General features: G+C 32.7%; 12 protein-coding genes and 1 other RNA gene. 4 read left to right on the top strand and 9 right to left on the bottom strand.

Translation table 11 applies throughout. The features are described from left to right. Window positions 1-21: 21 nt before the first annotated feature. The 6 genes from DW196_RS07435 to DW196_RS07410 form a co-directional block, all read right to left on the bottom strand. On the bottom strand, window positions 22-807 hold the full coding sequence (locus DW196_RS07435) for an enoyl-CoA hydratase-related protein (protein WP_118250808.1): 786 nt from the start codon (window positions 805-807) through the stop codon (window positions 22-24). Window positions 808-822: 15 nt separating this feature from the next. Continuing rightward, entirely contained in the window at window positions 823-1,677 is an 855-nt protein-coding gene (locus DW196_RS07430) for a 3-hydroxybutyryl-CoA dehydrogenase (RefSeq protein ID WP_118250807.1), read from the bottom strand. Window position 1,678: 1 nt separating this feature from the next. Continuing rightward, window positions 1,679-2,812, bottom strand: coding sequence for an acyl-CoA dehydrogenase family protein (locus DW196_RS07425; RefSeq protein ID WP_118250806.1), 1,134 nt, complete (start codon window positions 2,810-2,812; stop codon window positions 1,679-1,681). A gap of 25 nt (window positions 2,813-2,837) precedes the next feature. Continuing rightward, on the bottom strand, window positions 2,838-4,019 hold the full coding sequence (locus tag DW196_RS07420; RefSeq protein ID WP_071457417.1) for an acetyl-CoA C-acetyltransferase: 1,182 nt from the start codon (window positions 4,017-4,019) through the stop codon (window positions 2,838-2,840). Window positions 4,020-4,292: 273 nt separating this feature from the next. Beyond that, window positions 4,293-5,195 (bottom strand): LysR family transcriptional regulator, encoded by a 903-nt coding sequence (locus DW196_RS07415; protein WP_118250805.1) that lies wholly within the window; start codon window positions 5,193-5,195, stop codon window positions 4,293-4,295. 178 nt (window positions 5,196-5,373) lie between these two features. After that, complete coding sequence (locus DW196_RS07410; RefSeq protein WP_118250804.1) at window positions 5,374-6,576, bottom strand: acyl-CoA dehydrogenase family protein; 1,203 nt, start codon at window positions 6,574-6,576, stop codon at window positions 5,374-5,376. 289 nt (window positions 6,577-6,865) lie between these two features. Here DW196_RS07410 and DW196_RS07405 point away from each other — a divergent pair, with 289 nt between their 5' ends. Next, window positions 6,866-7,288 (top strand): cupin domain-containing protein, encoded by a 423-nt coding sequence (locus DW196_RS07405; protein WP_118250803.1) that lies wholly within the window; start codon window positions 6,866-6,868, stop codon window positions 7,286-7,288. 70 nt (window positions 7,289-7,358) lie between these two features. On the opposite strand, the gene ffs is transcribed toward DW196_RS07405, so the two are convergent. Then, window positions 7,359-7,457: signal recognition particle sRNA small type (ffs, locus tag DW196_RS07400), an RNA gene on the bottom strand. Window positions 7,458-7,464: 7 nt separating this feature from the next. Next, a complete protein-coding gene (gene tadA, locus DW196_RS07395) occupies window positions 7,465-7,995 on the bottom strand; it encodes a tRNA adenosine(34) deaminase TadA (RefSeq protein ID WP_071457420.1) in 531 nt (176 codons plus the stop codon). 83 nt (window positions 7,996-8,078) lie between these two features. On the opposite strand from tadA, the gene DW196_RS07390 reads away from it, so the two are divergent. Then, window positions 8,079-8,939 carry a helix-turn-helix domain-containing protein gene (locus DW196_RS07390; protein WP_071457421.1) on the top strand — a complete coding sequence of 287 codons (861 nt, stop codon included), beginning with the start codon at window positions 8,079-8,081 and terminating at the stop codon, window positions 8,937-8,939. Here DW196_RS07390 and DW196_RS07385 read toward each other — a convergent pair. Further along, window positions 8,936-9,634, bottom strand: coding sequence for a zinc metallopeptidase (locus tag DW196_RS07385; protein ID WP_071457422.1), 699 nt, complete (start codon window positions 9,632-9,634; stop codon window positions 8,936-8,938). The genes DW196_RS07390 and DW196_RS07385 overlap by 4 nt on opposite strands. A 242-nt stretch (window positions 9,635-9,876) precedes the next feature. Here DW196_RS07385 and DW196_RS07380 point away from each other — a divergent pair, with 242 nt between their 5' ends. Together DW196_RS07380 and DW196_RS07375 are read left to right on the top strand one after the other, a co-directional pair. Continuing rightward, complete coding sequence (locus DW196_RS07380; protein ID WP_118250802.1) at window positions 9,877-11,382, top strand: helix-turn-helix domain-containing protein; 1,506 nt, start codon at window positions 9,877-9,879, stop codon at window positions 11,380-11,382. A gap of 11 nt (window positions 11,383-11,393) precedes the next feature. Continuing rightward, complete coding sequence (locus DW196_RS07375) at window positions 11,394-12,572, top strand: GGDEF domain-containing protein (protein ID WP_118250801.1); 1,179 nt, start codon at window positions 11,394-11,396, stop codon at window positions 12,570-12,572. Window positions 12,573-12,592: the final 20 nt, after the last annotated feature.

The raw sequence follows: 12,592 nt of genomic DNA, 5'->3' as shown, positions 1-12,592 counted from the left end.
TTGTCAGTTTTTTCTGAATTTTCAGTTTTTTTCAAATTTAGGTTTACGTTTGTTAATGAAAGCGTCCATGCCTTCTGTTTGATCTTTCGTTGAAAACAGCGAGCCAAATACTTCTGCTTCAAGTCTTAATCCATTTGATAAGCTCATTTCAATTCCTGCATCAATGACTTCTTTGCTTAATTCTACTGCAAGTGGTGCATTCTTTTTAACTTGGTTTGCTAATTCCATTGCTTCGTTTTGCAAACTATCAAAACTAACCACTTTATTAACTAATCCCATAATTAGTGCATCTTCAGCTGAAACAATTTTTCCAGTAAAGATTAATTCTTTTGCTATACCTGTACCAACTAAACGAGATAAACGTTGTGTTCCACCAAATCCAGGAATAATTCCTAAACCAACTTCTGGTTGACCGAATTTTGCATTATCTGAAGCAATTCTCATATCACATGCTAAAGCTAATTCACATCCACCACCAAGTGCAAAACCATTGACACAAGCAATTGTCGGTTGTCTTAATGTACTTAATTTCATAAATACATCATTTCCAATTTCTGAAAACGCACGTCCTTCAAAAACTGTTTTGTCTTTCATCTCAGCAATATCTGCTCCTGCAACAAATGCTCTATCACCTGTTCCTGTAACAAGTAAGACATCAATATCTTGACGAGAGCTGACTTCATCAATTGCTTTACTAATTTCTTCTAAAACACCTGTACTTAATGCGTTTAACATTTTAGGGCGTTCAATTTTTAACGTTCCAACACCGTTTTCGACAGATAAACTTAGATATTTATATGATTTCATAACTGATTCCTCCCATTATTTTTTATAGTCGTAAAAGCCTTTTCTAGTTTTGTTACCTAACCATCCTGCTTCAACATATTTTTTAAGTAGTGGAGCTGGACGATATTTAGAATCATTAAATCCATCATATAATACGTTCATGATAGCTAAACATGTATCTAAACCAATGTAGTCAGCTAGAGCTAAAGGCCCCATTGGGTGATTTGCACCTAATGTCATTGATTCATCAATTTCTGCTGCTGTTGCAATGCCTTCACCTAGTACAAAAATGGCTTCATTGATCATAGGAATTAAAATACGGTTTACCGCAAATCCTGGTGAATCTTTAATATCGATTGATACTTTTCTCATTTTGCTCGCTACATCTAAAATAGATTTTGCTGTTTCATCACTTGTTGCCAGACCATGGTTAATCTCAACTAATTTCATCAGTGGTACTGGATTAAAGAAATGCATTCCGACTATTTTTTCTGGTCTACTTGTTACTGAAGCGATTTCAGTAATTGATAAAGAAGATGTGTTTGTGGCTAAAATTGTATGTTCTGGTACAATCACGTCTAACTGTCTAAAAATATCTAATTTGATTTTTTTATTTTCAGTAGCTGCTTCAATTGCTAAATCAACATTTTTTGCATCTTCATAAGATGTTGATAGGGTAATTCTATCTAAAATTTCTTTTACTTCGTCTTCTGTTTTAGATCCGCGTTTAACTGACTTTTCTAGAAACCTTTTAATTTTATCCAATCCGTTTTGTGTTGCAGTATCGTTAATGTCGTTCATATAAACGTTGTATCCAACTGTCGCTAATACTTGAACAATCCCATTACCCATTTGTCCTGCTCCAACAACCATTACATTTTTAATATCCATTTTATTCTTCCTTTACTTTACATTTTTTATTTACCCATGGTTTTGCTATGATACTTCTTAATCTATCTGAAGATGAGCCGTAGATGGCTGTGATTTTAGCATCACGCACGAAACGTTCAATGTCGTTATTTCGCATATACCCATAACCACCACTCATATTAATAATGCTCTCAGTTGTTTCTATAGCGAGATTTGACGCTGTCAGTTTCGTCATCGCAACCATTCTCTCGTCTTGTTCTTGCCTTGAATTGATGACTTGCATCAATAATGATCTGGCAGAATAAATCCCTGTTTCAATATCAGCTAGTTTATATTGAATCGAAGCCATATCGATTAAGCGTTTTCCTAAATTTCTATTATAAGAAACATATTTCAACCCTCTATCTAATGCCCCACCAGCAATACCTAGCGATTGAGCTGCAACTGCTAAGCGGTTTCTATTTAAAATTGAGTCGATTTGTGGTAAGCCATTTACCACCCCACCAAGTAGATTATCATCAGTCAATTGAACCTTATCAAGTTGAACGCTTGCTACTGGAAGAGCCTTAATACCCATTTTCTCTTCAAGTTCGCCAACTTTTAAGCCATTTGTTTTTTTGTCTATAACAAAGATGGCATATCCTTGTGTTCCATCCAATGCAATTGTTTTTGCAGCAATTAATAAAACACTCGCTATTGGTGAGTTGGAGATATAATCTTTATTACCAGATAACACCCATCCTGTTTCAGTTTGGTGTGCAACTGTTTTCATTTCTTCAATCTCACTACCTGTAATTGGCTCATTTAGAGCAAAGCATCCATAGATTTCTCCATGTAATGCTTTTTCTAAATAGCGTTCTTTTTGTTGTGTTGTTCCAAATGTTGAAATAGGCCAAACACAATGGCTTTCTTGAGTTAACAAAATACTTCCAAGTGCGGGGAAATTCTTTGAGACTAGGCGAATGACACTTAAGTAATCATGGTACGTTAAGTCATTTAGATTTTTATACAAACTAGGGAGAATCGCCAGACTAAACAAATGAATCATTTGTTCTTCTGGAAATTTGTCCACGGTGTCGTAATATCTTGCTGCTTTAGCAAGCTCTTGATGAGAGTAATCAGTCACTTGTAATACCAACTCATTTCTTTTATCCATTGTGTTGACTCCTTTACTTCAATAATTAGCCACGTTTAACAACTAAAGCAATACCTTGTCCGCCACCAATACATAGTGTTGCTAAACCATTTTTCGCATCACGTTTTTTCATTTCATGTAGTAATGTTACTAAGATACGTGCACCACTTGCTCCGATTGGATGTCCTAGAGCAATTGCGCCACCATTAACGTTTGTAATGTCTTCATTTAATCCTAATTCTTGCGCTACGCTCATTGCTTGAGACGCAAATGCTTCATTTGATTCAACTAAATCTAAATCATCAACTGTTAAACCAGCTTTTTCCAATGCTTTTTTAGTTGCAGGAATTGGTCCAGTTCCCATAATCGTTGGATCCACACCAGCAGAAGCATATGATTCAATTGATGCTAAAACTTCTAGACCTAACTCATCTGCTTTTTCACGTGACATTAATACTAAGATTGCTGCACCGTCATTTACGCCTGAAGCATTACCTGCTGTAACTGTCCCGTCTTTTTTAAATGCTGGACGTAAGTTTGATAATTTTTCTGCTGTAGAACCAAAACGTGGAAATTCATCATCTTTAAAAATGACTGGTTCACCTTTACGTTGTGGAATTTCGATTTCAACGATTTCTTCTTTGAAACGACCTGATGTTACGGCTGCTTCAGCTTTGTTTTGGCTTTTAGCTGCAAATTCATCTTGCTGTTCTCTTGTGAAACCAAATTTTTCTGCAATGTTCTCTGCTGTGATTCCCATATGAATTCCGTGGAAAGCATCTACTAAACCATCTGATAACATTGTATCGATTACTTTAGCATCTCCCATACGTTTACCCCAGCGTTCACTTTCTAAAATGTAAGGTGCTTGACTCATACTTTCAGTTCCGCCAGCAACAACAATCTCATTGTCACCTAACATGATAGATTGAGCAGCAAGAACGACTGTTTTTAATCCTGAACCACAGACTTTATTAATTGTAAAAGCCGATTTTTCTTGAGGAATGCCAGCATTAATCGCCACTTGACGAGAAACGTTTTGACCTAATCCACTTGATAAAACATTTCCTAAAATAACTTCATCAACTAATGATGGATCAAGGTTAATATCTTTAAGTGATGCTTCCAAAACTTTTTTGCCTAATTCAACTGCGTTCATGTTTTTTAGGCTTCCACCAAAACTTCCGATTGGACTTCTTCTTGCTGATACGATTACTACTTCTTTCACTTATGTTTCCTCCTATAGCGTCAATTAATAAAGCGCTTCATTTACACTTATTATTTTATCCTTAATTCTAGTAAAAATCTAACAAGTAAATATAATTCAAACTATTAGTTAAACTAATAGTTGTTTTATACTTTTAAAAATCAAGGTTTTATCACATACTTTTACCAAACAGTACCATTTTATCTATAAATTTTTTTAATAATTGATTAACTGTTTCTTTTAAAAATAAAAAGAACAAAAGACTAATCTCGTCTCGTGTTCTCTTATTATACTTTAAATTATTGGTTGATAGAAATAACTTAATATTGATTCATACACTTTACTCTCAACTTCTGAATAATTTGATTTTATCGGGCGACATAATAAGACGTTAAACGGAATGGGATCTTTAAACGGAATCTCTTTAAATAGCGATTTGTCCATCGTGCGTTCAATAGGTGATGGCAATACTGTTACTATTTTAGATTCTTGTGTTGCTTCAACTAGATAATCCCACGAAGATGATTGGAACATAATCTTCGCCTTACTTTTTATTTTTGCTAATTTATTTCTTACTAATTCATTTGTAGTAAAGCTGTCATTGAAGGTACCGATTGGATAAGGCTCTAAATCTTCCCAATTCAACATTTTTTTATAAGCCAGTGGATGATCATGGTAAACAAATGCTGTCATTTCATCAATTTGAATGACATGTTCTTCAAATGCTTTCGGATCTAAACTTGTCGGCTCAATTAAAATAGCATAGTCTAAATCATTTTGAAACAACATTTTTCTTAGCTGATTACTACCACCCTCGATAATTTCAATTTGAATATCTGGGTTGGCTAGAGTGAATTTCGGGAAAAATGAAGAAAAGAAAATACGTAAAATCAGCGAAGGAAGTCCTATACGAATCGTTCCTTTTTGCTTTGCCGCCTCTTTTCTTACCATATCATTCATCTGTTCATGTAGTTTTGTTATTTGTTGGGCGTAAGCATATAGCTTTTCCCCACTTGGTGTCAAAGAATCCAAACGTCCATTTTTCCTGTAAAATAACACTAACTCTTCATTTGCTTCAAAATTTATTATCAACTGACTCAAAGCTGATTGTGTAATATGTATTTTTTTTGCAGCTAACGACAAATTACATCCACACTCGACAATATTCATAAAATAATACAACTGTTGAATATCCATACCTTTATCCCCTTTACTTTCCTATGTTTTAAGAATACTCATACACTCAAAAAAAGGCAACACAAACGCGTTTTTTACATAAAAAAGCTGCTAAATCCATGACTAATTTAGCAGCTTATACTCTTATTTAATTCAAAATTTTATTGATAATTGGAAAATTTAATTTAATGATTAAAGATTAAACAAATGCACCTTGTCCAGTTAAGTAACGTCCAACAATTAGTGCGTTGATTTCGTGAGTTCCTTCGTAAGAGTAAATTGCTTCACCATCAGCGAAGAAACGAGCTACGTCCGTTTCTAATGTAATTCCGTTACCACCACATACTTCACGACCTAAAGCAACTGTTTCTCTCATTCTTAATGCATTATGCATTTTAGCTAATGCAGAGTTTTCTTCTAAGAATTCACCTTTTTCTTGCAAGTTAGCTAATTGTACAGAGTATGCTAATGTTGCGACAACGTTTGCTTCCATACGGGCTAATTTTTCTTGAACTAATTGGAATGAAGAAACTTTTTTACCAAATTGGTCACGCTCTTTAACATATTTAAGTGCAGCTTCTAAAGAACCATAAGTCATACCCATTGCTAAATGAGCGATGTCAGCACGTGTTGCGCGTAAAATACGGGCAACATCTTTAAATCCATTAACATTTGCTAAGCGAGTGCTGTCGTCAACTTCAACGTTATCTAAGTAGATATGTCCGTTTTGAACTTCTCTTAATGCTACTTTATTTTGGATAACATCAACTCTAAGCCCTTTTGAACCACCAGGTACGATGAAACACTTAATTTTGTTATCAGTTTTATCACGAGCAAAAATTGGTAAGATATCAGCAGTGTTTGCTCCACCAATCCAACGTTTTTCTCCGTTAATAACCCATTTATCGCCTTTTTTCTCAGCAGTTGTTGCAAGTCCACCCGCAATATCTGATCCATGATCTGGTTCAGTTAAACCAAAACATCCTTGCCATTCAAATGACGCCACTTTTGGTGCGTAATGAGCGATTTGTTCTTCACTACCACCCATTAAGATTGTATTGTAGCATAATCCACCATGAACTGTATAAAATGTTGCGATTGAAGCATCTAATTTAGCAAGTTCTAAATATAAAAAGGCATTATATAATTCACTTGGTTTACGTTTACCTTTGCGCCCTTCAAATAATAATGAACTGTTCATTACACCAACTTTAGCAATTTCACCGAACGCTTCAAATGGGAATTCAGCTTTTTCCCAGTGCTCATTAATAACCGGTTTTACTTTTTCTTCTAGAACTTTTCGTAAATTTTTAAGAACAGTGAATTCACCTTCAGTTAACCCTCTTGAGAAGGCATACAAATCTAACGGATAAAACTCTTTCAATTCTTCTATATAGGACATGTTGTGTTCCTCCAAAAATTTATTTTTTGTTATTTCCTGCTTACAACCAAATAATAATCCGTTTTCACAAACATTACTACTTAACAAAAATTATGTAAACTATTAGTTTTATTAATACTTTTTATAAAACCCTTTCATATAAAGCCTTTATTCTATAGAAGTCTAACTATTAGGGGGTTAAAAATATTACACATTTAAATTATAATAATTATCAAATGATACTAATTACTTGAAAACGGATAAATTTATGATATGATTGAGATATAAAATAACATTGGAGGAATAAAAAATGACGTTTGATTTTACTGATAGAGGACAAAAACCTGTTGTAGAAAATGTTGAAGAATGGACTTTGGCTAATGATAATTACCGCACAACTGTATGGACTGGTAAGAAAATACAAATGACGTTGATGTCTATCCAACCAGGTGATGATATTGGCCTTGAAGTTCATCATGGCATTGATCAATTTTTACGTATTGAAGAAGGTAAAGGACTTTGTAGAATGGGAGATGCAGAAGATAATTTAACTTTTGTTAAAAAAGTGTCAGATGATGATGCGATTTTCGTTCCTGCTGATATGTGGCATAATGTAGAAAATATCGGTGACAAACCTTTAAAACTGTATACATTGTATGCTGGTCCTGATCATGTTCCTGGAACAGTTCATAAAACTCATCAAGATGCTATTGATGACCCTAATGAAGACTAAATAAATAACAAAATCCCACAGAAAAAATTTATCTGTGGGATTATTTTTAAGGCAAAAAAAATAAGCTCAAGGCTTATATTAAATTCAGACACATGGCGGCACCAACTTAGTGCTGCTTCCTTCCAGATCTGACACGCTTCATCGGCCCACCATTGTCCTAGCCATAACGGCAAGTATTATTGTACAACATTTTGCGTTATATTGCTAGCCTTTTTTTCTTCTTTCTTTTTTTGACGAATTGTTCTAAAAAAATTGGTTAAAATAGACGAACATTCTTCTTCTAAAATCCCTTTCTCTACATAACAAAAATGATTAAATCGATTATCTTGTAACAAATTCATTAATGATCCTACTGTCCCACCTTTAGGATCCATTGCACCAAAAAAAACTTGGTCAATTCTGGATAGTAAAATCGCACCACTACACATAGGGCAAGGTTCAAGCGTAACAAATATTTGCGCTTTTTCGAGCCGCCAACTCTCCACGTTTCGATTTGCTTCTCTAATTGCAACCATTTCTGCATGCGTCGTTGCGTCTTGTGAAAACTCACGGACATTATGTCCTCTACCGATAACTTTACCATCTAATACCACAACAGCACCAATTGGAACTTCTCCCATTAATTCTGCTTTTTTTGCTTCTATTAGCGCTTCTTTCATAAATTTTTCTTTGTCATCAGTTGACAGTACTACTTCTCTTAGAAACATGATTAACCCCTCTATAAAAAAATAATTTTGGTGCCCATATTTATGATAGAATAGCTTTAACGAAAAATAAAGGGTGAGTTACTTTGGACAGTCAATCTCTTCAAGCCTTATTTCCAAACGGCACAGTTGAATCAGTCTATAGAGAGACAAAAACACATTTAGTTATCCCTCTTGATAGTGGCTATTTTTATCTAAATAAAGATGATTTATCTCCTAGAGAGATTGTATTAATTACAGAATTACTGATAAACAAGCAACCCAAAAAACAGGTAAATAATCATGTTTGGTATAATATTTTATTTAATCATGGTGAATTACCAAGTACACCTAAACATTACCGTATTATTCAAATGAATTTAAGGAAAAATACGAGTAACAAAGATAGTTGGCTAGCCCATTTTTCTAGTTTATTTGACTGTGTAGTAGATTCCTTCTTTGTTGATGACACCACAGCCATTATTGTCGAAGAACAAACAAGTATCTTCTACTCAAAGGAAGACATTAAATCAATGATACTAACACTGGAAGCTGAGTTTTTAATTCAAGCAACTATTTTTGTTGGAAAATACCAAGCTATATCTCATGATTTTATCGACTGCTTTAATGAAGAAACGACCATTTTCAAACTATATAATACTTCGTTTCATGCAAATGATGTGTTTGAATTTCAAGATGTTGCTCTTAAGTATTTAACAAAAAAAGCCATCAAGGATAGTCCTTTGATGACTAGTTTATACAATACAACGAATTTCGATGAAGAAACGATACGAATGATAAAAACCTTATGGCAAGAGCAAGGTAACATCACTTCAAGTGCTAAAAAGCTCTATACTCACCGTAACACGTTACAATATAAGTTAGATAAATTTTCAGAGCAAACAGGTATTTCATTAAAAAATATGACTGATTTGACTCTTTATTATCTACTTATTCTCTCACTCTAGTTTCTATTATTGTTACCAAATAATAGAAATAGACGTAGTACTTGGAGTAATGAAGCAACTGCTGCTGCCACATAGGTTAAGGCTGCTGCAATAAGAACTTTTCTAGCCATCGCTAACTCATCATCATCTAAGATATGATTATCACTTAAAATAGCTAGTGCTCGTTTAGATGCATTAAATTCAACTGGTAATGTCACGACTTGAAATAAAAATGTTAAGGCAAAACACCATAAACCAATTGTCACCAAAGCTGGTGTTGCGCTGAAGAAGATAGCACCAATCAAGATTAATGGAATCGATATTTTAGCACCAAAATTCACGACAGGGACTAAAGCAATTCTTAACTTTAATGGTGCGTAATGTTTTTGGTCCTGTACCGCATGACCACACTCATGAGCTGCAACACCTATTGCTGCAACAGATCTTGAATCTGCTACAGTTTGTGATAAACTCAGTATCTTCGTACTTGAATTGTAATTATCCGTCAAATCTCCTGATATTTGTTGCACACCAACATTATGGATACCAGAGTCTTGTAAAATCAAACGAGCGACATCTGTTGCTGTGTAACCTTTTCTGTTCATTACTTTGTCAAATTTCCGATAAGTACTGTTGACATAACTTGATGCCAACATCGAAATAAGCATCCCAATAATAACTAGAATATACGTACTATCAAAAAACGGGTAAAACATTATATAAGCCTCCTTGCTATTAATCATACTGTCATTGTAACAGATTTTATAAAAAACGTTTATAAATTACAGTTGAAAAATAACCAAACATACATATTTAATGGTGTTTTAATAAATTCTTAATATAAAGCCAACTCTTCTTTATTAAGTAGATTTCTTATACAAAATAAGGTATCTTAATAAGAGACGGATCTAGTAAAATGTTATAATATATATGCACTTATTATGAAAGGAATACATCTATGCGCGAACTTCTTGATACACCCACTCAACGTAGAATTCATATTTTAGAACAATTAAATGAAGTCTCAGATTGGATTAGTTCTAACGAATTGGCAAAAAGTAATAATGCTTCACTAAGAACAATAAATAACGACGTAAGCTACCTGAAAGAAAATTGGTATCCCCATCTATTAATTGAAACGTCAAAAAAAAATGGGGTTAGGCTTCAAACACAACCCAGTAGCCATATTGAGGTTGTTTATCGCTATGTTTTAAAAAATTCTGAAGCATTTCGCTTAATTGAATCAGTTTTCTTTGATACTACATTGAGCATTGAAAAATGGGGAGAAAAGCTCTTTATCAGTGAATCTTCTCTTTATAGAATTACTAGTGATATTTCTAAATCATTAAGTAAATATGGACTGACTTTAGAAAAAAAACCATGTCGAATTGTTGGAAAAGATGAATTTTTTGTACGGTTTTTCTATACTAGTTATTTTTTTGAAGCCTATCAAATAACCGAATGGCCTTTTCCTTCAGATAAAAAGAAAACAATTCAGTTTGTGAAAGATATTATCAATTACTATAATGAAGATGTTTCTGAAAAAGACATCCTATTAATAAGCTACATTTTATGTATTTCGCTTACTCGTCAAAGTCAAGAATATTTTATTGAAGGTTACGATAAAGGAATATTTACAAAAAAAATGTATCATTCTATTGATAGAAAATCAGATGATTTGGAAGAGATTGTGAAATATTATGGTTTAGTCGTCAATGACCAACTGATTTATGATTTAATGTTTTCTCTTTACTATCATTTAATTAATTGGCACTCGGAAGAAGAATATCTTCACATAACAAAGGAAGTTAAACGCTTGATGAAAAACATTCGTAATGTTTTTGATTTTACATTAACAAATAAATTATCTGATAAAATAGAAAAGTCACTGAAACATATTTATTTACAACATACCATCTATCCTTTTCCAAACTATATTATTTTCAATAAAAATTTTTATAATGCTGTAGCTATTAAAAAATTATTCCCGACAATGTCTTTAGTGATTGAACAAGAACTAATTAAACTTGAAAAGTCGACTAATTTTCCTTGGCATACAGATTATTTTTATGAAGTTCTCTGTACTATGATGATCCAATGGACTGACTTGCCTACTCTTTTAGAAACAAAAAAACAAAAAGCTAAAATATTAGTCATGAGTAGTTTAGGGCAAGATCATTCAGACTTTTTATCGAAAATGATTCACAAGAACTTTGAAAACAAAGCAATTATTGAACCATATATGAAATCAGTTATTTTTATTGAGGATATTCCTAAAGAGTATTTTTTAAGCTATGATATTATAGTGAGTACTTTTGACTCTGAATTATTACCACAAGATAAATTAGTAGTCATTGATGATATTCCTTCAAATTCGGATTGGGGAACTATTCGTAGAGCTATAAACAATACACATCAATTAGATGAAAAAGTTATTACTTATTTAAACAATAATTATTATTAGGGAGCTTTAATATGCTTAATTTTGTTAATGCAATATTGGTAAATTTGTCTATTATCGTCAGTATTTCTTTGACACTCTACTTTCTATCCATCAGACAATCCTTAAAGGACAGCCAGCTCGAGACTGATTTTATTAATACTTCGGGTATGCTTTCATTAACTAAGACACATCAACTTATTTTAGGAGTAATCGTTGGTATTTTATGCTTTTTTATTTCTTTAAATAAAATACCGGTTCCTTTATATAGGGGTATTTCAGTAGATGTAAGATATCTTCCTATTTTCTTTTCTATCTATTATGGTTCTATTTTAATTGGCGTTACGAATGGTACCACTTTAATAATTCTTAAATTGATACAATACTCTCTTAGGGGTGCTTTTGCGTATGAGTATTTTAATAATGTTTTTCTAACGTTATCACTTGTAATATTAGCTTCTATTATTAAAAAACAGCTTCTACCTCAAAAAAGGGCTGTTTTTACATTTTTAATAGTTGCGCTAACTATTCGATTTATTATATTTTCTATTATTTTTTATCCAATTTGGCATTTAGACAAATTCATGAACTTAGTCGTATACATGACTATTTTTTCCCTCGTTTTTCTTTTTACAGCTTGGTTAATTGACTCTTCTATTTCTATTTCAAAGAGGGTACATATTTACAGAACTGCTTCTATCTATGATCATCTCACAAAATTATATAATAAAGAATCCTTTTATTTTTTCTTAGATCATGCTTATAATGACTTAATTATAAACCAATCATCTTGCGGTGTAGCTGTTATAGATATCGACAACTTTAAATCTATAAATGATAAATATGGGCATCTAGCCGGAGATCAGGCATTAACTCATGTAGCGAATTTTTTGACTAAAGATAAAGCACCAACTGAATCTCCTAGAATATGTCGTATTGGAGGAGATGAATTTGCAATGGTCTTTAAAGCACCAATTGACGATCCTGAAAGTTACCTTAAAAAAAAGTTATCTAGCATTCATCATGTGGAATTTAGTTTTAATAATCAGTCAATTGATATTAATCTATCATGTGGTCTAGCTATTATTAGTAAAAATCCATATTCTGATAGCGAAATTAGTACAAATGATTTATTTACTTTAGCAGATACAGCTCTATATGATGCAAAACGAAATGGAAAAAATCAGTTAATTGTTACTCATCATAATATATAAAAAAGCTTTAAAACTGGAAT

Origin of the sequence: Vagococcus sp. AM17-17 (genome assembly GCF_003471765.1) — a bacterium.
In the GTDB taxonomy this organism is placed as follows: Bacteria; Bacillota; Bacilli; order Lactobacillales; family Vagococcaceae; genus Vagococcus; species Vagococcus teuberi.
This window is presented reverse-complemented; position numbering and strand designations above follow the sequence as displayed.